This window comes from Pseudomonas sp. LBUM1655, assembly GCF_059716085.1.
On the sequence record NZ_CP166801.1, the window covers coordinates 188,086 to 213,700 of the forward strand.

The window sequence follows — 25,615 nt, forward strand, 5'->3', positions numbered from 1 at the left end:
GGCCTCTGTACCCACAGGCGCCGGGCGTTTTGCTGTCTGGCGTTCGGCTTTTCGGTGTCGCGGCTGAGCCGCCGGCCGATTCTGAACAATTATTGTGTTCTGAATTTCGGTCCTCGCTTGCATGCAAACTGCCTGACTAAGCTTGGCTGAGCGTTCCTGGCTCGGCCCCGTTACGAATGGGCAAGGAGGGCATTACGACCCGGCTGGCCATGTAAGGATGCTGACGAATGCCGCGTATTGATGGTCCTGTATTACATCGTGGTTTACGCCCTTTGTTTCGAGTCGCGCTGTGCAGCCAATTGCTCTGGCCGGCCTTGGCGTTTGCCGACACACCCTACGATCAGATGGTGCGGGATGCCCGTGCCGGGCAAACCACGCCTGCGCTGAATGTGCTGCGCCAGGTGCCGCCGGGTCAGGCGACCACCGGGCAGATCAGCGATCACCTGCAAATCGCCAGTTGGGCCGGACTCGACGCCGAAGTGGTCAAGGTTTATGAAACCCAGGGCCGTGACCGTGTGCTGCCGGTTCAGGCGCTGACCGCCACCGCTCGTGCCTATCGCAACCTCAAACGTTGGGATCAGGCGACTCAGGTTTACAACAAGGCGCTGGCGCTGGAGCCGGATAACGCAGACCTGCAACTGGGACTGGCTCTGACGCAGGCTGACGCTGGCAAACCCGACGAAGCGGTCACCCGCGCCAAAGCGCTGGTGGCGGCCAAACCCGACGATCCTTCCCGTCGTTTGGCGCTCGGCTACGCGCTGAGCCGTGCCGGCAAGCAGTACGACGCCCTGTTCGAATACGATCAGGCCTTTATCCGCGCCGGCAGCAAACCTGAAGTCGCCCGCGAATACGTGGTCGCGCTGCAAAAGGCGCGTCTGCCGGAGCCAGCCCTGCGTCTGGCCAATCAGCGTCCGGGCCTGATCGATCCGGTCACCCTGCGCCGCCTCGAAGGCGATCTGGCTGCCGAGCGCGTGCGCCTCGCCGAACTGGCTACCCGCAGCGAACAAGAACGCTATGTGATCGCCGACCGCGCGTTGGCCGATTACGACAAATTGCTCGCCACCTGGACCCCGGACGCCACCGCTCACGATGACGTGATCCGCTGGCGCATCGACCGCATGGGTGCGCTCAAGGCCCGGGCGCGCACCGCCGACGTCATCACTGAATATCAAAAGCTGCAGGCCGAAGGCGTGAAGATCCCGACCTACGCCCTGCGTTGGGTGGCGGCGTCTTATCTCGATCAACGTCAGCCGGAACTCGCCACCGACCTCTACCGTCAGGTGCTGGCAGCTCCGGACGCCGATGCCAGCGATCGTCTGGAAGACACAACAGCGCTGTATTACTCGCTGCTGGAAAGCGACCGCGCCGACGAAGCGCGCAAAGTCGCCGAGGATGCAGCCAAGTCCCAGCGCCCGCGCACTGAACTCAAAGGCCTCCCCATCGGCAATCCCAACGATGAGTGGATGGACGCCCAACAACTCGCGGCACAGGCCGGCACCTACGGTTCCGACCTGCCACACGGGGAGGAGCGTTTACAGACGCTGGTCGAACAGGCGCCGGGCAACACCGGCCTGCGTCTGGCACAGGCCGATCTGTACCTGGCTCGCAACTGGCCGCGCCGCGCCGAGAATCAGCTCAAGGAAACCGAGAGCATGGTGCCGCGCGACATGGGCCTGGAAGTCGCTCAAGCGCGCACAGCCATGACGTTGCAGGAATGGCGGCAGATGGATGCACTCACCGACGACGTGGTGGCGCGATATCCGGACAACCGTCAGGTTCAGCGCGCGGCGCGCGAGCGTGAAGTCCACGACATGTCCGAACTGCGCGTCGAAGCCTACGGCGGCAAGGCCAACGGCGGTGGCAGTGGCGACGCCGGAGCGGTCAGCGGGAGTCGCGATTTCGGTATTCAGACCACCCTGTACAGTCCGCCCATAGATGAAGACTGGCGCGTGTTCGCCGGCGCCGGTTATGCCACTGGCGACTTCGCCGAAGGCACCGGCCACCACCGTTTCCAGCGCGTCGGTCTGGAACGTCGCACCCGCGACATGACGCTTGAAGCCGAAGTGTCCAATCACAATTACGGCTTCGGCGACAAACAGGGCGCACGTCTGGCGATCGCCCGCGACATCAATGACCACTGGCAGTACGGCGGCAGTCTCGAATACCTGTCGGCCGAGACGCCGCTGCGCGCGCTCAACAGCGACATCAAGGCCAATGGCGGCAGCGGTTTCATTCGCTGGCGCGCCAACGAAAGCCGCGAGTGGCGGCTGTCGGTGAGCCCGTCGCACTTCAGCGACGGCAACAACCGTGTCGAAGCCTTGCTCACCGGACGCGAGGGCGTCTACAGCGCGCCGAACGTGCAGGTCGATGCGGGACTGGAAGTCGGCACCAGCCACAACTCCAAATCCGATGACGTGCCGTACTTCAATCCGAAGTCGGACTTCAGCGTCATGCCACTGGTCAACGTCAATCACGTGCTCTATCACCGCTACGAAACCACTTGGAGCCAGCAGTTCCAGGCCGGTGCGGGGACGTACAGCCAGCGTGATCACGGCACTGGCGGCATGGCGCTGATCGGTTATGGCCAACGTTATGCCTGGAACGACGTGTTCGAGGTGGGCGGTTTGTTCAGTGTGATCAACCGGCCCTACGACGGTGATCGGGAGACCGATCTGCGTCTGCTCGTCGACCTCACTTTCCGCTTCTAGAAGAGTTTGAAGATGCCTTTGATTTCGCGTTTCATCCTTTTGCTGGGGGTGCTGCTGGCCAGCGCTTGCGCCCAACAAGCCCCTGCATTCACCCCGCCATCCGAGCGTCCGGTGGCGGCCAGTGAAAAACCGTGGCCGAAAAATCATGTGTTAGGCATCGCCTATCACGATGTCGAAGATCGCGACCCCGATCAGGCTGTGGTGGCGGTGCGTACCGAGCGCCTGATCGAGCAGCTCGCGTGGCTGCGGGAAAACGGCTACAAACCGGTGACGGTCGATCAGATCATGGCCGCACGCAAGGGCGGGCCGGAACTGCCAGCGAAGGCGATCCTGCTCAGTTTTGACGACGGTTACTCAAGCTTCTACACCCGCGTGTTGCCGGTGCTGCGTGCCTATAACTGGCACGCGCTGCTGGCGCCGGTCGGCAGCTGGATCGACACGCCGCTGAACCAGCCAGTGGATTTCGCCGGTGCTCCGCGCCCGCGTTCCGACTTCCTGACCTGGGATCAGATTCGCGAAATCTCACGCTCCGGGCTGGTGGAAATCGCTGCCCACACCGACGCCAACCACAAAGGTATTTTGGCCAACCCGCAGGGCAACCTGCAGCCTGCGGCGGCCACCCGGCGTTATGACCCAGTGACCAAACGCTATGAATCCGAGGCCGATTTCCAGGCGCGGATTCGTACCGACGTGAACAACATCTCGGAAAAGATCCGTAAGGTCACCGGTAAGAAACCGCGCGTGTGGGTCTGGCCATACGGCGCGGCGGATGGTACTTCGCTGACCGTGGTGGGCGAGGAAGGCTACGAAATGGCCCTGACCCTCGAAGACGGTCTCGACGCCCTCGACAACCTGATGAGCAGCCCGCGCTTTCTCGTCGCCTCGGATCCTGACGGCGCGCGTTTCGCCAACAGTATCGTCGACGTGCAGTCGGATTTCGTCATGCGCGTGGTGCATGTCGATCTGGACAACGTCTACGACCCGGATCCGGCGCAGCAGGACATCAACCTCGGCAAACTGGTGCAGCGCATCGCTGACTTGGGCGCCAACACAGTGTTCCTGCAAGCCTTCGCCGATCCCAAGGGCGATGGCCTGGTGCATTCGCTGTACTTCCCCAACCGCCACTTGCCGGTGCGTGCGGATATTTTTAACCGTGTCGCCTGGCAACTACGTACCCGCGCTAACGTGAAGGTCTTCGCGTGGATGCCGGTGCTGAGTTTTGGTCTCGACTCTAAACTGCCGCGCGTGACCCGTTGGGACCCGAAAACCGGCATCACCTCGGTGGATCCGGATCAGTACCAACGCTTGTCGCCGTTCGATCCTGAAGTGCGACGGATCATCGGTGAAATCTACGAAGACGTGGCGCGCCTGACCTCGGTCAACGGCATTCTCTACCACGACGACGCGTTGCTCTCGGACTTCGAAGATGCCAGCCCGGCGGCGCTCAAAGCCTATGCGGCCAGCGGCTTGCCGGACTCGATCGCGGCGTTGCGCGATGACCCGGCTGCCATGCAGCGTTGGACCCGATTCAAGAGCCGCTACCTGATCGACTTCACCAACGAGCTGACGGCCAAGGTTCGCGCCATTCGCGGCCCGCAGGTGCTGACCGCGCGCAACATCTTCGCCGAGCCGATGCTCAATCCACACAGCGAAGAATGGTACGCACAGAACCTCGACGACTTCCTCGCGACCTACGACTGGACGGCGCCGATGGCGATGCCGCTGATGGAAAAACAGACCCAGGCAGAGTCCGGCCCGTGGCTGGAGTCGTTGGTGGAAACCGTCAGAAAGCGTCCCGGAGCGCTGAATCGCACCGTGTTCGAATTGCAGGCGCGCGACTGGACCAAAAAAGAACAGGCCGACATCGATGGCAAACAACTGGCCGACTGGATGGGCCGTCTCAAGCGCCAGGGTGCGACCAGTTTCGGTTACTACCCGGACAACTTCCTCGACAATCTGCCGGACCTGAAAACCGTCCGGCCTGCGCTCTCCAATAAATGGAACCCATAACATGCTGGATAGACTGTTAGCCCTGCTTGTTCTGGCGCTCGTCCTCGGCGTGCCGCTGGGACTGATTTTCCTCGTCACCGGCCAGTTCCTGATGGACTTCGTGTTCTTCTACCCGTTGTTCATGTCGGGGTTGTGGATTGCCGGTGGCCTGTATTTCTGGCTGCACTGGGAACGCCACTGGCCGTGGAAGGACGACACCCTGCCGCCGCCGCTGGCGGGCGAACCGCTGATCTCGATCCTGATTCCTTGCTACAACGAAGGCGACAACGCTGCCGACACGATTCACGCGGCGCTGGCCCAGCACTACCCGAACATCGAAGTCATCGCGATCAACGACGGCTCCAAGGACAACACCGCCGAAGTGCTGGACAGGATCGCCAAGGAAGACCCACGGCTGCGGGTGCTGCACCTGGCGGAAAACCAGGGCAAGGCCGTCGCCCTGCGAATGGGAGCCATCGCGGCGCGCAGTGAGTATCTGGTGTGCATCGATGGTGACGCGCTGCTGGCGCCGAACACCGCAGCCTATCTGGTCGCGCCGATGCTCGATAACGCGCGGTTGGGCGCAGTGACCGGCAATCCACGGATTCGCACACGCTCCACGCTGGTCGGGCGGGTGCAGGTCGGGGAGTTCTCGTCGATCATCGGTTTGATCAAACGCACACAACGAGTGTTCGGGCGGATCTTCACGGTGTCGGGCGTGATCGTCGCGTTCCGTCGCACGGCCCTGCACCGGGTCGGCTACTGGAGCCCGGACATGATCACTGAAGACATCGACATCAGTTGGAAGCTGCAACTCGATCACTGGAGCATCTTCTACGAGCCACGCGCGCTGTGCTGGATTCTGATGCCGGAAACCCTTGGCGGTCTGTGGAAGCAGCGCTTGCGTTGGGCTCAGGGCGGCGCCGAAGTGTTGTTCAAGAACATTCGTGGCATCTGGCAGTACCGCCATCGTTACCTGTGGCCGTTGCTGTTCGAATACTGCCTGTCCACCGGTTGGGCGTTCACTTTCCTGTTGTCGGTGATCTTCTGGGGCGTCGGCAAGTTTGTGGTCATGCCCGAAGCCATTGCGGTGGATCACTTGATGCCGCCGGCGTTTACCGGGTTGCTGCTGGCCTTTGTCTGCCTGGTGCAGTTTGCCGTCAGCATCATCATTGACCGGCGCTACGAGCCCGGGTTGGGCAAGACCATGTTCTGGGTGGTCTGGTATCCGATTGCGTTCTGGTTTGTCAGCCTGCTGACCACGCTGGTCAGTTTTCCCAAGGTGCTGTTTGGCCAACATCAGAAGCGTGCGCGCTGGGTCAGCCCTGACCGTGGCATCAAGCCGATCGGGGACGACGAAGAGGAGGTCATCAAATGAAAATCATCCGGACTCGCCAACGGCCGTTTCTGGTCGTGATCGATGTGATCTTCACCGTTATCGCTTGGGTTGGCCTGCTGTATCTATTGGTGCAAGGCCTGTGGCCATTGGTCGAAACCCACGAAGGTGGGCCGCGCATTGATAGCTCGGCGTTTGATGCGCTCGGCACCTTGCAGATTTATCTGTGGGTGGCGGTGGTGAACGCGGTGATCCTCATTACTTGGGCGCGTTATCAGCACCGCAAAAGCCGCAGCTTCGCCCAGCGCCGACTGCCGGCGCCGGTGGTCGACGATGAGGGGCTGAGCAAGAGTTTCAAGCTGTGCGACGACCGCTTGCAAAAGCTGCGCACCCCGGGGGTGATGACCATTCACAACGATCAGGAAGGCGACATCAGCCATGTGGTGACGCATTTCTGGCCGGTGCAGCAGGCCGAATTGCCGCCGCCGCTGGCACCGCTTGAACACCCGAGAGTGATCTTTTTGCATGCCGAAGACGACGACAATCGTGAGCCGGTCAACCGGATGACCTGACTTCGCGAATCAACTGCCAGGCCTCTGTAATCGACAGCGGCTGTTTCATTCGCTCGGCCAGCAGCGCCATGGCGCGCTCCTCTTCGCAAGCCACAGCGGCCACCACAACACCGTTTTGACCGAACAGCCCGAGGAAGGGCGGCTGTTCGGGCTCGCCCATGAACTCGACTTCATCCCAGTGCTCGGCGTGGCCGAGGTAGTCGTAGTTCTTGCCAAAGTGCCACGTCCAGAAAAACGGTACATCCAGATAGTGCTCGTTGCCGCCAAGCATGTTGGCAGCGGCGATTCGTGCGTGTTGCTGGGCCAGGCGCCAATGTTCGATGCGCTGTGGCTGGCCGTTGAGCGGGAACGTAGCGATATCGCCAATCGCCCACAGACCTTCCGATACGCGCATGCCGCCGTCGACCCGCAGTGAATGGTCTTTCTCCCGTGGTAATACCGTGAAAGCCTCGGTGGCCGGGTGCACGCCGACGCCGGCCAGCACCAGATCCGCTGCAATCCGCAAGCCATTGTCGAGCAAAACCGCCTCGACTTTGTCGTGACCGGTGATCTCCACGGCCTCATGCTCGGTGATGAACTTCACCCCGTTTTCTTCGTGCAGCGCACGGATGGCTTTGCCCACGGCTTCGCCAAACTGGGCGGCGAAAGGAATCGCGTGGCGGGCGAGTACCGTGACATCGAGACCCTGCTGGCGCAGCGCCGAGGCGCATTCGAGGGCGATGAAACTGTCCCCGATGATCACCGCGCGTTGATCGGGTTGGGCCGCGAGCATGATCTGTTCGGCATGGGCTTTTGAGCGCAGGAGGAACACCTGCGGCAGATCCGCGCCGGGCAACTCCAACGGATTGGGTTCACCGCCCGTGGCCAGCACTGCGGCGTCGTAATTCACGGTTTGGCCATCGTTCAGGTGAAGGGTTTTCGCTGGGGCGTCGAGCGAAGTGATTTCGCTTTGAATGCGTTCGATACGCTGCTCTTTGTAAAAATCTTCATCGCGCAGCGGCGGGGTTTCTTCCGGCGACATTTCGCCTGCGAGGACAAATTTGCTCAGCACGGTGCGGTCGTAACCGGCGTCTGCTTCGCGGTCGATCATTTTTATGCGCCCGCCAAATCCCTTTTCCCGCAGCGCCGCCGCGCATGCAGTGCCCGCCGCACCGGCGCCGACAATCACGAACGTGCGTGAATCGTCTGCCGGTGGCGTGTGCGGATCGGCGATCGGCTGGTCATCGACCCAAACCTCTTCGCCGCGTAGCTCCAACGGATACCGCTTGAGGCTGTCGAGGGCCGGCGGCTCGCATAAGGCGCCGTCTTCAATACGGAAAGCAGCCTTGTGCCATGGGCAGATCAGCCGACCATGACACAACGCGCCGTCCGCCAATGGCGCGCCGGCATGTGGGCATTCGCCCTGAAACGCACGTAATTGGCCGGCGGCGCGCAGCACAACGATCTTCAAATCGCCGATTTTGACTTCCAGGCCACGGTCTTGCGGGACATCTGCAAAACGGGCGACACGGTGCAGGGACATGTTCGACTTCCTCGCGGGCATTTCTCTTACGAGTTTGCGCAACAGTGCGAGGTTCAGCCATTTGCCACTGCCACGGCACGAACGGTACAGCTATAGTTTGCAGGCCGACGACGGCCCCACTGCACAAGGTGCTCCCGGAATGACCCGATTGACCTCTCTCAACCCTTGGCTGGCGGCCGTTGCCGTCGCCCTTTGCGTGCAGTTTCCGGCGCAGGCCGCCCAGGAGCGCTTCACCCTCAGCATCCCTGGTGTGTCCGATAACCGTCTGTTCACCTCGGCAGCGGCCAGCGATGCAGCCGGTTGCGGCGGCAAGAACCAGTCGCCGGCGCTGAGCTGGAACGCCGGCCCTGCCGGTACACAAAGCTACGCGATCGTCATGCACGACCCGGACGGTCAGAAAGGCCTGGGCGTCGATCACTGGATTCACTACGGCATCAAAGCCACCACTCGCCAGATCGCCGCTGGTGTCGGTGCCAAATCCGCGTTCGAAGGCGTCGGCGGCACCAACAGCAAAGGCAACACTCACTACATGGGCCCGTGCCCACCGGTGGGTGATAGCGCGCACCACTACATCATCCAGATCTACGCCCTCGACCTGGCCCCGGACGCACTGCCGGCCGGTCTGACCCGCGCCGAGCTGATGGAAAAAATCAAAGGCCATGTGCTGCGCAACAGCAGTGCGGTGCGGCGTTATCACCGCTGAAAATTTTTTCAGTCGCGTTTAACCCGAACTGAAAGGGCTGCCCGTCTCAGTGGATGAATGATCAATTTCATCCCGAGGTCAGCCCCCATGTCCCGTTCCCTGCCTTTTCTGCGACCTGTTGCGGTCGGCGTGCTGTTGGCCATCGCCGGTTGTGGTGTTTCGTCCAATCCGGAATCCGTTGCCGCGCCGGCTCAGCCTGAAACGATGGTGCAGCATGAAGCTGTGCTGGCCGACAGTGCGATGGCCAAGCGCAGTGTTCGCCCGGCACCGATCGCCAGTTTCGCTGCGATGCCCGCGCGGGAAAGTTATCCACAAGGCTATCGCGACGAGCAGCGTGAGCAGTATCAGAAGCTGGCCGACAACCCCATCCACAGCGTCACCGAAACCCCGGTCTCGACCTTCAGCGCCGATGTCGACACCGGCGCCTACGCCAACGTCCGTCGCCTGCTCAATCAGGGACGCCTGCCGCCGGAAGGCGCGGTGCGACTTGAGGAAATGGTCAATTACTTTCCCTACGACTACGCATTGCCCAACGATGGCTCGCCGTTTGGCGTGACCACCGAACTGGCCGCGTCACCGTGGAACCCGCACACCCGATTGCTGCGCATCGGTATCAAGGCTTCCGACCGCGCCGTAGCAGAACTGGCCCCGGCCAATCTGGTGTTTCTGGTGGACGTGTCCGGCTCGATGGATCGCCGTGAAGGGCTGCCGATGGTCAAGAGCACGCTGAAACTGCTGGTCGATCAATTGCGCGATCAGGATCGTGTGTCGCTGGTGGTGTATGCCGGTGAATCCCGAGTGGTGCTGGAGCCAACTTCCGGACGGGAAAAAGCGAAGATTCGTACCGCCATCGAGCAATTGACCGCAGGCGGCTCGACCGCTGGTGCGTCGGGCATCGAACTGGCCTATCAAATGGCACAACAAGCGTTCATTCCCAAAGGCATCAACCGTATCCTGCTGGCCACCGACGGCGACTTCAACGTCGGCGCCAGCGACTTTGACAGCCTTAAACAAATGGCTGTGGATAAACGTAAAACCGGTATTTCCCTCACCACCCTGGGATTTGGTGTGGATAACTACAATGAACACTTGATGGAACAACTGGCCGATGCCGGCGATGGCAACTACGCCTACATCGACAACCTGCGCGAGGCGCGCAAAGTGCTGGTCGATCAACTCGGTTCGACCCTTGCCGTGGTGGCGAAAAACGTCAAACTGCAAGTGGAATTCAACCCGGCGCAGGTCAGCGAATACCGCCTGCTCGGCTACGAAAACCGTGCGCTCAAGCGTGAGGACTTCAGCAATGACAAAGTCGATGCCGGCGAAATCGGCGCAGGACACACGGTGACCGCACTGTATGAAATTGTCCCGGCGGGCGAGAAGGGCTGGCTGGAACCACTGCGCTACGGCAAATCGAGTGCGGCTGTTGCCGAGAAGAACGGGGAATTGGCGATGCTGCGTGTGCGATATCAACAGCCCGAAGGTGGGAAAAGTCGGCTGATCGAGCGGCCGATTGCCAATCAGGTCGCACCGGCCAGCGAAGACCTGCGCTTTGCCGCCGCCGTTGCAGCGTTTTCCCAGCAACTCAAGGACGCTCGCTACACTGGCGACTTCAGCTTGAAAGACACCGAAGCGCTGGCGCGCGGCGCGCGGGGCGATGATCGTTTTGGCCTGCGCAACGAGTTCGTGCAACTGGTCGAACTGACGCAGAGCCTGCGCACTTCAACTGCATCGAATACGCTGCCCACTGAGCGACGGATTGAATAGTGAGTCGTCTGAAAGGCTTCATCAGTCAGCTGTTTGCTTCGCCAGACAGCCCGGCCGCCAGCAGCGATGAAACGCTGCTGGCGCGTTATCGCGAGGGCGACGGCGCGGCGTTCGAGATCTTGTATGCCCGTCATCGTCAGGGCCTTTATCGATTTCTGCTCGGTTTGAGCGGCAAACCGGAACTGGCCGACGAAGTCTTTCAGGAAACCTGGCTGAGCCTGATCCGCAGCACCAGTCAGCCACAAGGACGAGCGACCTTTCGTACCTGGTTGTTCCAGATTGCCCGCAATCGCCTGATCGACCACTGGCGCAAGCACGGCGCCCATCAACCGTTGCACGACAGCTACGACGAACAGGCGCACGCGGTCAGCGATGAGGCGAGTGATCCCGAACAACTGCTGAGCCTCAGCCGCGACAGCCAGCGCTTGGAAAACGCACTGCAAACCCTGCCGGCCGACCAGCGCGAAGTGTTCCTGCTGCGCGCCCACGGCGACCTCGACCTGGCGCAAATCGCCAGCCTCACCGAAACACCGCTGGAAACCGTCAAAAGCCGCTTGCGCTACGCCCAGCAAAAACTGCGTCGGCTGCTGGCCGAGGAGGTACTGACATGACTGACGCCCGCCAGACACCCGAAGATCCTGTGATCAAACATGTTCGCGAACAGCACAACGCTGAACCGCCAGCGCACCTCGACGCGTTCATCCTCAAGGCTGCCCACCGAGAAGTCCCGGCACCGAAGCCAGGCCTGTGGCAACGCTGGCTCGACGCCTGCCGCAAACCGCGCTGGCAAGTCGCCTTCGCCAGCCTCGTCGGCGTCGCCCTGATGCTCTCGCTGGTGCAACGCGCCCCCGAACCGCAGCCGTCATTCGACTTCGCCCCGGCCGCCAAACCCGCCGCATCAATGGCGCGTAAACAAGCGCCCGAAGCATTGTCCGCTCCCGCGCCGATGGCAGAAATGGCCGCGCCGATGCAAGGCGAAGCGTTCAGCGCCGACGAAGCCAAAACCAGCAAACGCGCCGCCGCCCCGGCCAACGGCCTCGACGAACAACTGCGCGAAGTCCTGCGCCTGCGCGAATCCGGCGAATCAAAAGCGGCCGACACCCTGTTCAACAACCTGCACAAACGCTACCCCAACGCCGACCTCGACGCCCGACTGGAAAAAATCCAGCAGAACTGACCGCCTGTTCGCCCAGCCATTTGGCATTGCCCCGCAAAAACGCGCACTATCGGGCCATAGCTGAAGCGCTGGAGAACACCGTGGCACCAAAAATCGACCGCATCGCCCAACTCCTCAATTGCCCGCAAAAGGGCGAAGAGATGCGCCGCGCGATTACTGAAGCGCGTAAGGAGTTTCTGCTGAGCCAGCAGGAAGAGGATGTGCTTGAGGAACAGGACGTCTTTGAAGAGGAGGTTGGGGAGGAGGAAGAAGAGGATGAGGATGAGGATTACGATGAGTTTGATTGGACGACGGAGTGAAGCTGTTTGAGGAATTCCCTTTAAAAAATCATTTCCTCCCCCTGAAGTTTCCAGCTGCCATTGTCCATTTATATGTTCGTTGACCCTCCGTGCTGAAAAGGGGCACTATAAGGTACTATTTTTCGTACTTTTGGAGGCGTCATGGAGCACCTGCTGGCTAGTCGTTCAGTAAGCATTACTGAACTGAAACGCAGCCCCAGTACTGTGATCGAGCTTGCCGGTTCGGAGCCCATCGCCGTTCTCAACCATAATCGCCCAGCTGCCTATCTCTTGGCCCATGCCACTTATCAGGAGTTGCTGGATCGCTTGCGAGCGGCTGAATTGCGCGAGGCAATCGCTGCAAGTCGTAACGATCCTCGTCCGGCGGTCGCAGCCGACACCGTTTTTGCTGAGATTGATGCGCTTATAGATGACATCGAAGCTGAGCAAAATCGCTTATGACGCGGTTGTTATTTTCCGCAATGGCTCGAGAGGATCTGCAACAGATCGCCCGCTTTATCGCTCGTGACAACCCTGGACGTGCTCGGACCTTCGTTGGTGAGTTGCGTGTGCGCTGTGATCAGTTGACCAGCCAACCGAATCAAGGAGTTTCCCGAGAGGAGTGTGCCAGGGGGCTGAAAATGATCGCCCACGGTCGCTACCTGATTTTTTACTCACTTGTTGAGAGAGATGTTCAGATAGAGAGGGTTCTGCATAGCGCGCGAGACATCGCTCGAGTACTCGATCCCCACACCCCGGATCGCTAGCCAGATCAGGCTGAAAACCAACGCCCACAAAAAAGCCCCGGACCATCACAGTCCGGGGCTTTTTCGTTTAAATCAGTGGTGCACCAGGCGGGATTCGAACCCACGACCCCTGCCTTCGGAGGGCAGTACTCTATCCAGCTGAGCTACTGGTGCAGCGGGCGACATCATACCTAGGTCGGCTCGGGGCGTCCATGCTGGGTTTTGGGGCGTATTGTCAGTGCGCGTGTCGGGATAAATCCGCTGCATTCCTTAAAGCGGTAACGTCCTGCAAAACCCTCGCTTGGCGCTTTCGCGGGGCTGATCTATGGTTTTGCTGCGGCTGGAGCTTTTTGCTCGTTGATCTGAAAATTTCCACAAACACGCCGTTTTTGTTCTTTTTTTCGAACGCCCTATTGTCCTTTAACCCCTTTGCTCCTACGATCCGTTTGAGATTTCAAACGCTCGTTGATGGGGTGTTGAAGCGCAGGTGTTTCGAGTCGTGCACTATCTTATGCGCCTCACCCGGTCACTGATTTCCCTGACGGCAGCCTTGCGAGGCGCCTTTCTACAATCATAATTTGCTCCGCGCAGGCCGCGGTGCTGTTAAGGAAAGCCGACATGCAGCTTAAAGATACCCTGTTGTTCCGCCAGCAAGCCTTCATTGATGGCGCTTGGGTCGATGCGGACAACGGTCAGACGATCAAGGTCAATAACCCGGCCACTGGCGAAATCCTCGGCACCGTGCCGAAGATGGGCGCTGCCGAAACCCGTCGTGCCATCGAAGCCGCTGATAAAGCGCTGCCGGCCTGGCGTGCACTGACCGCCAAAGAGCGTGCCGGCAAGCTGCGTCGCTGGTTTGAACTGATGATCGAGAACCAGGACGACCTCGCTCGCCTGATGACGCTCGAACAGGGCAAGCCGCTGGCCGAAGCCAAGGGCGAAATCGTTTACGCCGCTTCGTTCATCGAGTGGTTCGCCGAAGAAGCCAAGCGCATCTACGGTGACGTGATTCCGGGCCACCAGCCGGACAAGCGCCTGATCGTGATCAAGCAACCGATCGGCGTGACCGCGGCGATTACCCCGTGGAACTTCCCGGCAGCGATGATCACCCGTAAGGCCGGCCCGGCGCTGGCTGCCGGTTGCACCATGGTGCTCAAGCCTGCTTCGCAAACTCCATTCTCCGCATTCGCGTTGGCTGAACTGGCCCAGCGTGCCGGCATTCCTGCGGGCGTGTTCAGCGTTGTTTCCGGCAGCGCCGGCGACATCGGCAGCGAGCTGACCAGCAACCCGATCGTGCGCAAGCTGTCCTTCACCGGTTCGACCGAAATCGGTCGTCAACTGATGGCCGAATGCGCCAAGGACATCAAGAAAGTCTCGCTAGAACTGGGCGGCAACGCGCCGTTCATCGTGTTCGACGACGCAGATCTGGATAAGGCCGTCGAAGGCGCGATCATTTCCAAGTACCGCAACAACGGCCAGACCTGTGTCTGCGCCAACCGTCTGTACATTCAGGATTCGGTCTACGACGCGTTCGCCGAGAAGCTGAAAGTGGCAGTGGCCAAACTGAAGATCGGCAACGGTCTGGAAGACGGCACCACCACTGGCCCGCTGATCGACGAGAAAGCCGTGGCCAAGGTGCAAGAACACATCGCTGACGCCGTGGCCAAAGGTGCCACCGTGCTGGCCGGTGGCAAGCCGATGGAAGGCAACTTCTTCGAGCCGACCATCCTGACCAACGTGCCGAAAAACGCAGCCGTGGCCAAGGAAGAAACCTTCGGCCCGCTGGCGCCGCTGTTCCGTTTCAAAGACGAAGCCGAAGTGATCGCGATGTCCAACGACACCGAGTTCGGTCTGGCCTCGTACTTCTACGCTCGTGACCTGGGCCGTGTGTTCCGTGTGGCGGAAGCCCTGGAATACGGCATGGTTGGCGTCAACACTGGTCTGATCTCCAACGAAGTCGCGCCATTCGGCGGCATCAAGGCTTCGGGCCTGGGCCGTGAAGGCTCCAAGTACGGCATCGAAGATTACCTGGAAATCAAATACCTCTGCCTGGGCATCTAAGCCGAGAAAGGGATCGCTGCAAACGCAAAGGGCACGAGAGCGCTGTCCCTTTGCGTCGTTTCAAACCGGAATTTTCTCTGCGGCCGGGAACGCCGTGGCAGTCGATCATCGCATGCTGCCACCGTCGCTTCCTCCCGCTTAATCCTTGAACCACGCCGCCCGATGAGCGGCGAATGAGGACTGTAATGAGCAAGACTAACGCTGAACTGATGGCCCGCCGTACCGCTGCTGTACCCCGTGGTGTTGGCCAGATTCACCCGATCTTCGCCGAATCCGCGAAGAACGCGACCGTAACAGACGTTGAAGGTCGTGAATTCATCGACTTCGCCGGCGGTATCGCTGTACTGAACACCGGCCATGTGCACCCGAAAATCATCGCTGCCGTGACCGAACAGCTGAACAAGCTGACCCACACCTGCTTCCAGGTGCTGGCTTACGAGCCTTACGTTGAGCTGTGCGAAAAAATCAACGCCAAGGTGCCAGGTGATTTCGCCAAGAAAACCCTGCTGGTCACCACCGGTTCCGAAGCCGTGGAAAACGCCGTGAAAATCGCCCGTGCCGCCACTGGCCGTGCCGGCGTGATCGCGTTCACTGGCGCTTACCACGGTCGCACCATGATGACCCTGGGTCTGACCGGTAAAGTCGTGCCTTACTCGGCCGGCATGGGCCTGATGCCAGGCGGCATCTTCCGCGCGCTGTACCCGAACGAACTGCACGGCGTGAGCATCGACGATTCGATCGCTTCCATCGAACGCATCTTCAAGAACGACGCCGAGCCGAAAGACATCGCTGCGATCATCATCGAGCCTGTACAGGGTGAAGGTGGTTTCTACGTCGCGCCGAAGGAGTTCATGAAGCGTCTGCGTGCCCTGTGCGACCAGCACGGCATCCTGCTGATCGCTGACGAAGTACAGACCGGCGCTGGCCGTACCGGTACGTTCTTCGCCATGGAACAGATGGGCGTTGCTGCCGACCTGACCACTTTCGCCAAATCCATCGCTGGCGGCTTCCCGCTGGCCGGTGTTTGCGGCAAGGCCGAGTACATGGACGCCATCGCTCCAGGCGGCCTGGGCGGCACCTACGCCGGTAGCCCTATCGCTTGCGCCGCGGCCCTAGCCGTGATGGAAGTGTTCGAAGAAGAACAATTGCTGGACCGCTGCAAGGCTGTTGGCGAGCGTCTGGTCACTGGCCTCAAAGCCATCCAGGCCAAGTACCCGGTGATCGGCGAAGTCCGTGCCCTGGGCGCGATGATTGCCGTCGAGCTGTTCGAAAACGGCGACAGCCACAAACCGAACGCTGCCGCTGTGGCGTCCGTTGTGGCCAAGGCTCGTGACAAGGGCCTGATCCTGCTGTCCTGCGGCACCTACGGCAACGTTTTGCGCGTACTCGTACCGCTGACCTCGCCGGACGAGCAACTGGACAAAGGTCTGGCGATCATCGAAGAGTGCTTCTCGGAGCTGTAAGGCCCGGCACTGTGTGATCGGATAGACAAAAACCCGCTTCGGCGGGTTTTTTTTTATGCCTCTTGAAATACATCCTTGGTTTAGTGCTGTATCGAATCGCCAGCATTGGCTAAGGTTCAAGCATTGCAAGGGAGAGCGCGCATGACTGCCGTTGTTTTACCCGCCGTACCCCGAGTGCTGATTGCCGAGGCCGACCCATGGTCTCGTGACCTGCTCAAACAAGTGTTGCTGAACGTGCGTTGCGATGCTCGTGTGGATCTGTGTGCCGACGGCCAGCAGGCCCTCGACATGCTGCGTGACGTGCCCTATGACCTGGCCATTGTTGATTGGGAGCTGCCCGGCACCGATGGGCTGAACGTGCTGCGCAGCGTGCGTCAGCGCAAACGCAATCCGCCGCTGCCGTTCATTCTGATGAGCAGCCGTACCGATAGCGCCAGCGTGCGCGAAGCCCTGCCGCTGGCGCCCACCGCCTACCTCGCCAAGCCGTTGAACATGGAGAGCCTGACCGAGCGTTTGCAGGGTTTGCTGCTCAATGCCGGTGAAGAGGTGTTCTGTGAAGTGCCGACATTGGCGCCAGGCATGACCTTGTCGGTGTTCCTTGAGCGTCGCCGCGAGTTGGCTGACGGCGCGCCATTGATGACCGATGTGCAGGTGGCGGTCAAACGCAGCCTGAATCCCAACGGCCTTGATCTGAAGCTGCTGGAAGATGAGATAAAAACCGATCCGCAGATCACCGCCGTGTTGATCGCCGCCGCCAACAGTGCCGCGCAACACCATGGCACGGCGGTGCAGACGCTCGCGCAGGCGCTGCATCGGCTTGGCACTGGGCAGAGCATGAATCTGATTCTCGGTCTGGCGCTCAAGCGCAGCGCCAAGCTCAGTGATCCGTGTCTGGCGGATTACGCCGAGCGCTATTGGGGGTTGTCGCTGCACACCGCCGAGTACGCGCGCACCTTGGCGCGTCTGCTCGATCTGGATCAGGAGCGCTGCTATTGCGCAGGCATGCTGCATTGCTTGGGCGATCTCGCGCTGCTGCGCTGTTTGCAGGAGTGGAAGCAGGCGGGCGGTGAGTTGGATGAGTGGGAGGAAGTCGGCGACGCGTTAGCCGAATTCGGCGCGGCTTACGGTTCGGCGCTACGCACTCGCTGGCGGCTGCCGCTGGAGCTGCGCGAGTTGATTGCCTCGGTCTACCAGCTCGGTGGCGGAGTGTATTCCCGTGAGGCGCTGGTGATGAACATGGCGGCGCAAATGGCTCGCCTGACTGAGCATGAGGGCGTTGAGGAACTGGCGAAGAGTCGCACGGCGCGGTTGCTCAAGATCGGGTTGCCGGAGTTGATGCGGATGCGTAAGTAACGTGCCTCGACAAACTCCAATCCTGTAGGAGCTGCGGCACGCTGCGATCTTTTGATCCTGTTTTTTAGAAGCAAGATCAAAAGATCGCAGCGTGCCGCAGCTCCTACATGGGTTATGTGTGGGGGGGCAGGCTGAGATGATCCGGTTCTTGCCCTGGCGCTTGGCTTCATACATCGCCGCATCCGCGCGGGCGAACAGGCTGTCGAGGCTCTCGTCCTCTACCGTGAGACTGGTCAGGCCCTGGCTCACGGTGATGCCAAAGGTCTGGCCTTCATGGCTGAAGTTCAAACGCTGAATCTGCTGTTGTAGCCGCTCGGCTACCTGCATGGCCATGTCTGGCGCGCAACCGGGAAACACCGCCGCAAACTCTTCGCCACCAATGCGCCCGAAAAGATCTCCCCGGCGTAGCGAGCCACGGCCGCACTCGGCGATCTGTTGCAACACGTTGTCGCCCTGCGGATGACCGTAACTGTCGTTGATCACTTTGAAGTCATCGATATCCAGCAGCAGAAAGGCCAGCTGCGCGCCTTGCAGGCGTGCCTGTTCGAATTCGTGATGGGCGCATTCGAAGAAGTGTCGGCGGTTGCTGCTTTGAGTCAGCACGTCGGTGGTGGCCAGGCGTTGCAGTTCGGTTTCCATCTGCTTCTTGTCGGTGATGTCCTCGGCAATGCCGACGATAATCACCGGTTGCCCGGGTTCGTCCTGACGATTGATAAAGCATTTGTCGCTGAGCCAGCGCACCTGGCCGTCGGCGGCGATGATGCGGTACTCGCGATCTTCCACGGCGCCTTGGTGCAGCACTTCGGCGAGGCTGCGTTCGGCGTAGTCCAGATCATCAGGGTAGATGCTGTCGCGCCACTGGTTGTAGTCGGCGAGCAAGAGCCCTGCTGAGCGGCCGAAAATCCGCTCATAGGCCGGGCTGACGTACAGCACCTGACGGGTTTCCCAGTTGAAGGCCCATAGCACGGCGTTGACGCTGACCAGAAGCGAGCTGAACAGTTGTTCGCGCTCACTGAGGCGGGCGACTTCGCCTTGGGCGTGCATCAGCGCCATCAAGGTTTGCGCGGCCTCGGGCCACTGCGGGAGGGATGAGTCTTTTTGGTTGTTATTGACCATCGGCACAGATCTCAGAGAGCGTGCCGTGTCGACAACAACGGCCACGCCTAAACCCGCCGGAATGGCGAAGTCTTTGAGATAGGGGATTTAGGGTGAAGTTCCGAAGGGTGCGCCCGGGAGTTCGGGCGCACCGATCAACGGTCTCAGACTGCCGCAGGACGCAGCGAGTAGGTTTTCAACTGGTCGGCAAATTCGCGCAGGGACTGGATGCCACTGGCTTCGGCCTCGTGAATCCATTCCTTTATGGCGGCGAGCATGTCGTGGCCATTTGCGCTGGTCTTGACCCAGATCTGCTGCAGGGCCAGGCGTTTTTCGTAAATTACCTTCAACGACTGGCTGTGCTCGAGCATGTTCTGGATGCGTGCGTGATGACGATCTTCCAACAGGCTGGTTTCCCGCGACAACAGGCGTTTGGCCCGGTGGAACTGGTGACGCACCGAATGATCGACCTTGGCCAGTTCCTGCTTGACCAGCGGGCCGATAACCAATTTGCGGTATTGGGCCATGATCTGGAAGCGGTTGTTGAGGATCGCCATGGCGGTGTCCATATCCAGATTGCCCTTGCCTTCGACGCGATGGGCAATCGGCGCTACACGTTGCACCTTGGCCAGACGCAGGAAGCTGAAGACTTTGATCCACGCCCAACCGAGGTCGAACTCCCACTTCTTCACCGACAGCTTGGCCGAGTTAGGGTAGGTGTGATGGTTGTTATGCAGTTCTTCGCCGCCGATCAGGATGCCCCACGGCACCAGATTGGTCGCCGCGTCACGGCATTCGAAATTGCGGTAACCGATGGCATGGCCCAGACCATTGACCACGCCGGCAGCCCATACCGGGATCCACATCATCTGGATCGCCCAGATGGTGATGCCGATGGTGCCGAACAGCAGCAGGTCGATAACGCCCATGATCGCCACGCCCAGCAGCGGATAGCGGCTGTAGACGTTGCGCTCGATCCAGTCTTCCGGGCAATTCTTGCCGTAGATGCGCAGGGTTTCCGGGTTTTCGGCCTCGGCGCGATACAGTTCGGCGCCTTTGCGCAGAACGGTGGACAAACCCTTGACGACCGGACTGTGCGGGTCATCTTCGGTTTCGCATTTGGCATGGTGTTTACGGTGGATGGCGGTCCACTCGCGGGTGTTCTGCGCCGTGGTCAACCACAGCCAGAAGCGGAAAAAGTGTTTCAGGCCAGCATTCAGCTCCAGTGAGCGATGGGCCGAGTAACGGTGCAGATAGACCGTGACGGCGACAATTGTCACATGGGTCATCAGCAGGGTGACTGCGACCAGTGACCAGGCCGACAAGCCAAGAAAACCTTCGTACCACATAGGCTATAGGGCCCTCGATAAAGATAAAAACAGCCGTTGCATTATCACCAAGCACACAGATAAAACCAGTCGCCCTTTCAGATAAGAGTCGCTGGATGTTTCTTGACCTATAATTCCAACCTTTTTGTAGGGACATGGACGGCCGAATGTATGCCACTTATCGCGATGCCTTGCGTGCATCGCTGCTCTATCTCGTACTTGCGGTGGTCTGGCTGCAAGGTACTGGTTATTTATTAAACAGTTTCTTCGATAACTCCGTTGATCTGGCGCGATGGCAACTGATCAACGGTTATGTCTTTGCGGCGTTCAGCGCCGGGCTGATCTTCCTGGCGCGGGCGCGGTTATGCGAATTTCTCGGCATTGGTGCGCGTCTGCGTGAGCGTCACGCTGATCGCGAACGCTTGCGTCAAGCGGCTGCGGTGTTCGACTGCACCCGCGAAGGCGTGCTGGTCACTGACCGCCGGGGCCTGATCGTGCACGTCAACCGCGCGTTCATCGAGATCACCGGTTATCAGCGCGATGAAGTCCTCGGCCAGCAACCCAGTCTGTTGAAGTCAGGCCACCATCCGCCGGGTTTCTATCAGGCGATGTTCGCGACGCTGGAAAGCCAGGGCGAGTGGAGTGGCGAGATCTGGAACCGTCGCAAAAGCGGCGAAATCTATCCGCAGTGGCAAACCATCCGCGTCATCCACGATGATCAAAAGAGCCAGGTCAGTCATTACGTCGCGGTGTTTTCCGACATCAGTGCGATCAAGCATTCCGAGCACGAACTCAAGCACCTTGCCCACCACGATCCGCTGACCGACCTGCCCAATCGCCTGCTGTTCGGCGACCGCGCCGAGCAGGCACTGGCTTCGGCGCAGACCCACAAGCGTGGCTGTGCGTTGCTGTTGCTCGATCTGGATCACTTCAAGATGATCAACGACAGCCTCGGGCATAACGTCGGCGACCGCTTGCTCAAAGCTGTGGCGGCGCGTTTGCAGGTGCTGTTCGGCACCGGCATCACGCTGGCGCGACTCGGCGGCGACGAGTTCGCGGTGCTGGCGGAAAGTTGTCCACAGCCCGGTCAGGCAGCGGCGCTGGGCCAGCGCATTCTCGACGCGCTCAAGGAGTCGTTTTGCATCGACGGCCACGAACTGTTTATCAACGCCAGCATCGGCATCAGCCTGTTTCCCAGCGATGCACTGAGCGCCGATCAATTGTTGCGCAATGCCGATGCGGCGTTGTTCAAGGCCAAGGGCAGCGGGCGTAACGGTTACGCGTTGTACACCGAAGAACTCACCGCCCATGCCCAACAGCGGGTTGAGATTGCCTTCGAATTGCGCCGAGCGCTGGAGCAGCAGGAACTGCGGGTTTTCTACCAACCGGTGCATGACCTCAACACCGGTCGCCTGATCGGTGTTGAAGCTTTGGTGCGCTGGGAGCATCCGCAGCGCGGTCTGGTGTCGCCGGCGGAGTTCATTCCAATTGCCGAACGCACCGGGTTGATCGCCGAAATCGACGCTTGGGTGATGCAGCAGGCGTGTCGGCAGATGTGCCAATGGCAGCAGGCCGGGGTGGTACTGGCGTTTGTCGCGGTGAATGTGTCGTCGCGGCTTTTCGCCCGGCGCGAGCTGTATCAGCAGGTGGCACAGGTGCTGCGCGATACCGGGCTGGATCCGGCGTATCTCGAACTGGAAGTGACCGAAAGCGCGGTGATGGACGATCCGGAAGTGGCGCTTGAGCAGATGCATCGCTTGCGCGAATTGGGCATTCGTCTGGCCATCGATGATTTCGGCACCGGCTATTCTTCGCTGTTGCGACTCAAGCGCTTGCCCGTGCAGAAGCTCAAAATCGATCAGGGTTTCGTCGCTGGATTGCCGTGGGACGAGGATGACGCTGCAATTGTCCGGGTGATCATCGCGCTGGCCCGCAGCATGGGCATGCAGGTGCATGCCGAGGGGATCGAGCAGGCTGAGCAGGCGGCATTTCTGTTGGCGCAGGAGTGCGATCTGGGGCAGGGCTACTGGTTTGGGCGGCCGGTGCCGGCGTTGGATATAGATTGGGCACGCGCCCCGGTGATTGGCTGAACCCCTCTGTGGCTGAAGGAAATTATTGTGGCGAGGGGATTTATCCCCGATGGGTCGCGCAGCGATCCCAAAAAATGGGACTGCTGCGCAGTCCATCGGGGATAAATCCCCTCACCACTAGGTTTCATGCAGGTTTCAAACGCGATGAACACCGTGCAGACCCTTGCCCTCTCTCATAATGTTTTCTAGTTATATAAACATTCTTAAATAGTCTTTTTAAGAATATCTATCCCTCTCTTATATTGCTCCCACGCCGAACGCAGTGCCGCCCACTGCCAGGCAAATCCCATTCAAAGGAGCAGCACCATGAGCGCATCCCTTCGCAGCGTTGACGGTCAGGACGAAGCCACCATCTTGCGTGAAATCCAGAGTGCCCTGCGCGATCTGCGGTTCGGCGCGGTGGAGATCACTGTGCACAACGCTCAAGTCGTCCAGATCGAACGCAAAGAGAAATTCCGTTTGCAGCAGCCGGGCAACAAGCCGAGCTAAAAAGATCGTCCGATCGCGGCCCGAGCCTTCGGCAGCTCCTACAGGGGGCTGTGTACACGAGCTGGCGAAGGCGGCGATCTTTCAGCGGAACCCGATTTCAGCAGTACATAAGAAAAAGCCATCACCCAGAATTCCAGGAGCTTTCACCATGTCGTCGATTCGCCGTTACGCTTTGGCCGCGCTGGCCAGCGCTGTGTTTGCCGGTTCCGCGGTTGCCAAGGATTACGAGCTGCTCAACGTGTCGTATGACCCGACGCGCGAGCTGTATCAGGACTACAACGCCGAATTCATCAAGTTCTGGCAGAAGGACCATGCCGGCGACACCGTGAAAATCCAGCAGTCCCATGGCGGCTCGGGCAAGCAGGGCCGTGCGGTGATCGACGGCCTGCGTGCCGACGTGGTGACCCTGGCTCTGGCCGGTGACATCGACGAAATCGCCAAACTCGGCAAGACCCTGCCGGCCGACTGGCAGAAGCGTCTGCCGGAAGCGAGCACGCCGTACACCTCGACCATTGTGTTCCTGGTGCGCAAGGGCAACCCGAAAGGCATCAAGGACTGGGGCGATCTGGTCAAGAACGACGTCTCGGTGATCACGCCGAACCCGAAAACCTCCGGCGGTGCGCGCTGGAACTTCCTCGCCGCGTGGGCCTACGGCCTGAAAGCCAATGGCGGCAGCGAAGAAAAAGCCAAAGAATACGTGCAGACGCTGTTCAAGCACGTGCCGATTCTCGACACCGGCGCTCGCGGCTCGACCATCACCTTCGTCAACAACGGTCAGGGTGACGTGTTGCTGGCTTGGGAGAACGAAGCATTCCTGGCGCTGAAAGAAGATGGCGGCGCGGACAAGTTCGACATCGTCGTGCCTTCACTGTCGATCCTCGCCGAACCACCGGTGGCCGTGGTCGACAAGAACGCAGCGAAGAAGGGTAACGAGCAGATCGCCGAAGCCTATCTAAAGCATCTCTACAGCCCGGCCGGTCAGGAAATCGCGGCGAAGAATTTCTACCGTCCGCGTGACAAGGACGTGGCCGCCAAATACGCCCAGCAGTTCCCGAAACTGGAACTGGTGACCATCGACAAGGACTTCGGCGGCTGGAAAACCGCGCAACCGAAATTCTTCAATGACGGTGGCGTGTTCGACCAGATTTATCAGGCGCAGTAAGTTTTCATAGCCATAAACAAGCCCCGGATTTACCTTCGGGGCTTCGCGCATTTTTTAACCAGGGACTTTTATGTCGCGTCGTATCTCCCCCGTCATACCCGGCTTCGGGCTGACGCTGGGTTACACCTTGGTGTACCTCAGCCTGATTGTGCTAATCCCGCTGGCGGCGATGTTCATTCACGCCTCGCAGCTCACCTGGGATCAGTTCTGGACGATCATCTCTGCGCCGCGCGTACTGGCTGCACTGAAGCTGAGCTTCGGCACCGCGCTGTGTGCCGCGATCATCAACGGCATCATCGGCACACTGCTGGCCTGGGTGCTGGTGCGCTACACCTTCCCGGGGCGCAAGGTCATCGACGCGATGATCGATCTGCCGTTCGCCCTGCCGACGGCCGTGGCCGGTATCGCGCTGACCGCGCTGTACGCGCCGGCCGGCCTGGTCGGCCAGTTTGCCGCCGACCTCGGCTTCAAGATCGCCTACACCCCGTTGGGTATCACCCTCGCACTGACCTTCGTGACCCTGCCGTTCGTGGTACGCACGGTGCAACCGGTGCTGGCCGATATCCCCCGTGAAGTCGAAGAAGCCGCCGCCTGCCTCGGTGCCAAACCGTGGCAAGTGTTCCGCCATATTCTGGTGCCGGCGCTGCTGCCCGCGTGGCTGACCGGTTTTGCCCTGGCGTTTGCCCGTGGTGTTGGCGAGTACGGTTCGGTGATTTTCATCGCCGGCAACATGCCGATGAAAACCGAGATTCTGCCGCTGCTGATCATGGTCAAACTCGACCAATACGATTACACCGGCGCCACTGCCATCGGCGTGCTGATGCTGGTGGTTTCCTTCGTCCTGTTGCTGCTGATCAACTTGCTGCAGCGGCGCATCGAAACCCCATAAGGAGGCGCGAACATGTCCCAATCGTCTATTGCGGCCGCTTCCTCGGCCAACGCTGCGCGCCGCGGCAGTGCCACGTCGCGGCGCATTCTGATCGGTCTCGGCTGGCTGATCTTTTTCCTGTTTTTGCTGCTGCCGCTGTTCATCGTGGTGTCGCAGGGCTTGAAGAACGGTCTCGGCGCGTTCTTTACCGCGATCTTTGAACCGGATGCGCTGTCGGCACTGAAGCTCACCGTGTTCGCCGTGCTGATTTCGGTGCCGCTGAACCTGGTGTTCGGCGTCAGCGCCGCGTGGTGCGTGAGCAAATACTCGTTCCGCGGCAAGAGCATGCTGGTGACGCTGATCGACTTGCCGTTTTCGGTGTCGCCGGTGATCGCAGGTCTGGTCTACGTGCTGATGTTCGGCGCTCAGGGTCTGTTCGGGCCGTGGTTGCAGGATCACGACATTCAGATCGTCTTTGCGCTGCCGGGCATCGTGCTGGCGACGATTTTCGTCACCGTGCCGTTCGTGGCCCGTGAACTGATCCCGCTGATGCAGGAGCAAGGCACTCAGGAAGAGGAAGCCGCGCGTCTGCTCGGCGCCAATGGCTGGCAGATGTTCTGGTACGTCACCGTCCCCAACATCAAGTGGGGCCTGATCTATGGCGTGGTGCTGTGTACCGCGCGGGCCATGGGTGAGTTCGGTGCGGTGTCGGTGGTTTCCGGGCACATTCGCGGGGTGACCAACACCTTGCCGCTGCACGTCGAGATCCTCTACAACGAATACAACCACGTGGCCGCGTTCGCCGTGGCGAGCCTGTTGCTGATCCTGGCGCTCTTTATCCTGCTGGCCAAGCAGTGGAGCGAAAACCGTATCAACCGCCTGCGCGCCAGCGCCGCGGAGGAATAATT

The 25,615-nt window shown here is 60.3% G+C and carries 21 protein-coding genes, 1 tRNA gene and 1 pseudogene; 19 read left to right on the forward strand and 4 right to left on the reverse strand.

Annotation, left to right across the window (positions count from 1 at the left end; all coding sequences use genetic code 11):
* Positions 1–227 precede the first annotated feature (227 nt).
* The 4 genes from pgaA to pgaD are packed head-to-tail and all read left to right on the forward strand — an operon-like array spanning position 228 to position 6,605.
* Complete coding sequence (gene pgaA / locus ACA074_RS00815) at positions 228–2,708, forward strand: poly-beta-1,6 N-acetyl-D-glucosamine export porin PgaA (RefSeq protein WP_497678260.1); 2,481 nt, start codon at positions 228–230, stop codon at positions 2,706–2,708.
* Positions 2,709–2,720: 12 nt separating this feature from the next.
* Positions 2,721–4,718 carry a poly-beta-1,6-N-acetyl-D-glucosamine N-deacetylase PgaB gene (gene pgaB / locus ACA074_RS00820; protein WP_401264690.1) on the forward strand — a complete coding sequence of 666 codons (1,998 nt, stop codon included), beginning with the start codon at positions 2,721–2,723 and terminating at the stop codon, positions 4,716–4,718.
* Between the two features lies 1 nt (position 4,719).
* Positions 4,720–6,075 carry a poly-beta-1,6-N-acetyl-D-glucosamine synthase gene (gene pgaC / locus ACA074_RS00825; protein ID WP_187680298.1) on the forward strand — a complete coding sequence of 452 codons (1,356 nt, stop codon included), beginning with the start codon at positions 4,720–4,722 and terminating at the stop codon, positions 6,073–6,075.
* Positions 6,072–6,605 carry a poly-beta-1,6-N-acetyl-D-glucosamine biosynthesis protein PgaD gene (gene pgaD / locus ACA074_RS00830; RefSeq protein WP_187680297.1) on the forward strand — a complete coding sequence of 178 codons (534 nt, stop codon included), beginning with the start codon at positions 6,072–6,074 and terminating at the stop codon, positions 6,603–6,605. Before pgaC ends, pgaD begins: the two co-directional genes overlap by 4 nt.
* Here pgaD and ACA074_RS00835 read toward each other — a convergent pair.
* Entirely contained in the window at positions 6,589–8,127 is a 1,539-nt protein-coding gene (locus ACA074_RS00835; RefSeq protein WP_497678261.1) for an FAD-dependent oxidoreductase, read from the reverse strand. The two genes, pgaD and ACA074_RS00835, sit on opposite strands and share 17 nt — an antisense overlap.
* A gap of 139 nt (positions 8,128–8,266) precedes the next feature.
* On the opposite strand from ACA074_RS00835, the gene ACA074_RS00840 reads away from it, so the two are divergent.
* The 7 genes from ACA074_RS00840 (at position 8,267) to ACA074_RS00870 (ending at position 12,819) form a co-directional block, all read left to right on the forward strand.
* Positions 8,267–8,830 (forward strand): YbhB/YbcL family Raf kinase inhibitor-like protein, encoded by a 564-nt coding sequence (locus ACA074_RS00840; protein WP_187680295.1) that lies wholly within the window; start codon positions 8,267–8,269, stop codon positions 8,828–8,830.
* An 87-nt stretch (positions 8,831–8,917) separates the two neighbouring features.
* Complete coding sequence (locus ACA074_RS00845; RefSeq protein ID WP_497678262.1) at positions 8,918–10,597, forward strand: vWA domain-containing protein; 1,680 nt, start codon at positions 8,918–8,920, stop codon at positions 10,595–10,597.
* 29 nt (positions 10,598–10,626) lie between these two features.
* The gene (locus ACA074_RS00850; RefSeq protein ID WP_401264845.1) at positions 10,627–11,208 is read left to right on the forward strand and encodes an RNA polymerase sigma factor; all 582 of its coding nucleotides are present in this window, start codon (positions 10,627–10,629) and stop codon (positions 11,206–11,208) included.
* On the forward strand, positions 11,205–11,774 hold the full coding sequence (locus tag ACA074_RS00855; RefSeq protein WP_489879618.1) for a hypothetical protein: 570 nt from the start codon (positions 11,205–11,207) through the stop codon (positions 11,772–11,774). The genes ACA074_RS00850 and ACA074_RS00855 overlap by 4 nt, the downstream gene beginning before the upstream one ends.
* Before the next feature lie 20 nt (positions 11,775–11,794).
* Positions 11,795–12,073, forward strand: coding sequence for a hypothetical protein (locus ACA074_RS00860; RefSeq protein WP_497618174.1), 279 nt, complete (start codon positions 11,795–11,797; stop codon positions 12,071–12,073).
* A gap of 141 nt (positions 12,074–12,214) precedes the next feature.
* Positions 12,215–12,514, forward strand: a complete 300-nt coding sequence (locus tag ACA074_RS00865; protein WP_187680290.1) for a type II toxin-antitoxin system Phd/YefM family antitoxin — start codon at positions 12,215–12,217, stop codon at positions 12,512–12,514.
* Positions 12,515–12,534: 20 nt separating this feature from the next.
* Positions 12,535–12,819 (forward strand): type II toxin-antitoxin system RelE/ParE family toxin, encoded by a 285-nt coding sequence (locus ACA074_RS00870; protein WP_489879728.1) that lies wholly within the window; start codon positions 12,535–12,537, stop codon positions 12,817–12,819.
* A 76-nt stretch (positions 12,820–12,895) separates the two neighbouring features.
* Here ACA074_RS00870 and ACA074_RS00875 read toward each other — a convergent pair.
* Positions 12,896–12,972 (reverse strand) — tRNA-Arg (locus ACA074_RS00875).
* Positions 12,973–13,416: 444 nt separating this feature from the next.
* Here ACA074_RS00875 and gabD point away from each other — a divergent pair.
* The 3 genes from gabD (at position 13,417) to ACA074_RS00890 (ending at position 17,675) form a co-directional block, all read left to right on the forward strand.
* Complete coding sequence (gabD, locus tag ACA074_RS00880) at positions 13,417–14,859, forward strand: NADP-dependent succinate-semialdehyde dehydrogenase (RefSeq protein ID WP_401264704.1); 1,443 nt, start codon at positions 13,417–13,419, stop codon at positions 14,857–14,859.
* Between the two features lie 185 nt (positions 14,860–15,044).
* Positions 15,045–16,322 (forward strand): 4-aminobutyrate--2-oxoglutarate transaminase, encoded by a 1,278-nt coding sequence (gene gabT, locus ACA074_RS00885; RefSeq protein ID WP_007917687.1) that lies wholly within the window; start codon positions 15,045–15,047, stop codon positions 16,320–16,322.
* Positions 16,323–16,463: 141 nt separating this feature from the next.
* Positions 16,464–17,675, forward strand: coding sequence for an HDOD domain-containing protein (locus tag ACA074_RS00890; RefSeq protein ID WP_489879619.1), 1,212 nt, complete (start codon positions 16,464–16,466; stop codon positions 17,673–17,675).
* Positions 17,676–17,804: 129 nt separating this feature from the next.
* Here the strand turns inward: ACA074_RS00890 and ACA074_RS00895 are convergent.
* Positions 17,805–18,791, reverse strand: a pseudogene (locus tag ACA074_RS00895) (GGDEF domain-containing protein); the annotation flags it as partial.
* Positions 18,792–18,934: 143 nt separating this feature from the next.
* Positions 18,935–20,119: a delta-9 fatty acid desaturase DesA gene (gene desA / locus ACA074_RS00900; protein ID WP_401264713.1), complete on the reverse strand. Its 1,185-nt coding sequence runs from the start codon at positions 20,117–20,119 to the stop codon at positions 18,935–18,937.
* Between the two features lie 146 nt (positions 20,120–20,265).
* On the opposite strand from desA, the gene dibA reads away from it, so the two are divergent.
* From dibA to cysW, 5 genes are all read left to right on the forward strand, one after another.
* Complete coding sequence (gene dibA, locus ACA074_RS00905) at positions 20,266–22,188, forward strand: phosphodiesterase DibA (protein WP_497678263.1); 1,923 nt, start codon at positions 20,266–20,268, stop codon at positions 22,186–22,188.
* Positions 22,189–22,494: 306 nt separating this feature from the next.
* On the forward strand, positions 22,495–22,677 hold the full coding sequence (gene oscA, locus ACA074_RS00910) for a sulfur starvation response protein OscA (protein ID WP_022643503.1): 183 nt from the start codon (positions 22,495–22,497) through the stop codon (positions 22,675–22,677).
* A gap of 148 nt (positions 22,678–22,825) precedes the next feature.
* Complete coding sequence (locus tag ACA074_RS00915; protein WP_401264719.1) at positions 22,826–23,839, forward strand: sulfate ABC transporter substrate-binding protein; 1,014 nt, start codon at positions 22,826–22,828, stop codon at positions 23,837–23,839.
* 70 nt (positions 23,840–23,909) lie between these two features.
* Entirely contained in the window at positions 23,910–24,728 is an 819-nt protein-coding gene (gene cysT, locus ACA074_RS00920; RefSeq protein ID WP_095191636.1) for a sulfate ABC transporter permease subunit CysT, read from the forward strand.
* A gap of 12 nt (positions 24,729–24,740) precedes the next feature.
* A complete protein-coding gene (gene cysW, locus ACA074_RS00925) occupies positions 24,741–25,613 on the forward strand; it encodes a sulfate ABC transporter permease subunit CysW (protein WP_305440789.1) in 873 nt (290 codons plus the stop codon).
* Positions 25,614–25,615 lie beyond the last annotated feature (2 nt).

What these genes read in the sequence shown, in the direction of transcription:
- pgaA (WP_497678260.1), top strand. Translation starts at nt 228, where the DNA reads ATGCCGCGTATTGATGGTCCTGTATTACATCGTGGTTTACGCCCTTTG.
- pgaB (WP_401264690.1), top strand. Translation starts at nt 2,721, where the DNA reads ATGCCTTTGATTTCGCGTTTCATCCTTTTGCTGGGGGTGCTGCTGGCC.
- pgaC (WP_187680298.1), top strand. Translation starts at nt 4,720, where the DNA reads ATGCTGGATAGACTGTTAGCCCTGCTTGTTCTGGCGCTCGTCCTCGGC.
- pgaD (WP_187680297.1), top strand. Translation starts at nt 6,072, where the DNA reads ATGAAAATCATCCGGACTCGCCAACGGCCGTTTCTGGTCGTGATCGAT.
- ACA074_RS00835 (WP_497678261.1), bottom strand. Translation starts at nt 8,127, where the DNA reads ATGTCCCTGCACCGTGTCGCCCGTTTTGCAGATGTCCCGCAAGACCGT.
- ACA074_RS00840 (WP_187680295.1), top strand. Translation starts at nt 8,267, where the DNA reads ATGACCCGATTGACCTCTCTCAACCCTTGGCTGGCGGCCGTTGCCGTC.
- ACA074_RS00845 (WP_497678262.1), top strand. Translation starts at nt 8,918, where the DNA reads ATGTCCCGTTCCCTGCCTTTTCTGCGACCTGTTGCGGTCGGCGTGCTG.
- ACA074_RS00855 (WP_489879618.1), top strand. Translation starts at nt 11,205, where the DNA reads ATGACTGACGCCCGCCAGACACCCGAAGATCCTGTGATCAAACATGTT.
- ACA074_RS00865 (WP_187680290.1), top strand. Translation starts at nt 12,215, where the DNA reads ATGGAGCACCTGCTGGCTAGTCGTTCAGTAAGCATTACTGAACTGAAA.
- ACA074_RS00870 (WP_489879728.1), top strand. Translation starts at nt 12,535, where the DNA reads ATGGCTCGAGAGGATCTGCAACAGATCGCCCGCTTTATCGCTCGTGAC.
- gabD (WP_401264704.1), top strand. Translation starts at nt 13,417, where the DNA reads ATGCAGCTTAAAGATACCCTGTTGTTCCGCCAGCAAGCCTTCATTGAT.
- gabT (WP_007917687.1), top strand. Translation starts at nt 15,045, where the DNA reads ATGAGCAAGACTAACGCTGAACTGATGGCCCGCCGTACCGCTGCTGTA.
- ACA074_RS00890 (WP_489879619.1), top strand. Translation starts at nt 16,464, where the DNA reads ATGACTGCCGTTGTTTTACCCGCCGTACCCCGAGTGCTGATTGCCGAG.
- desA (WP_401264713.1), bottom strand. Translation starts at nt 20,119, where the DNA reads ATGTGGTACGAAGGTTTTCTTGGCTTGTCGGCCTGGTCACTGGTCGCA.
- dibA (WP_497678263.1), top strand. Translation starts at nt 20,266, where the DNA reads ATGTATGCCACTTATCGCGATGCCTTGCGTGCATCGCTGCTCTATCTC.
- oscA (WP_022643503.1), top strand. Translation starts at nt 22,495, where the DNA reads ATGAGCGCATCCCTTCGCAGCGTTGACGGTCAGGACGAAGCCACCATC.
- ACA074_RS00915 (WP_401264719.1), top strand. Translation starts at nt 22,826, where the DNA reads ATGTCGTCGATTCGCCGTTACGCTTTGGCCGCGCTGGCCAGCGCTGTG.
- cysT (WP_095191636.1), top strand. Translation starts at nt 23,910, where the DNA reads ATGTCGCGTCGTATCTCCCCCGTCATACCCGGCTTCGGGCTGACGCTG.
- cysW (WP_305440789.1), top strand. Translation starts at nt 24,741, where the DNA reads ATGTCCCAATCGTCTATTGCGGCCGCTTCCTCGGCCAACGCTGCGCGC.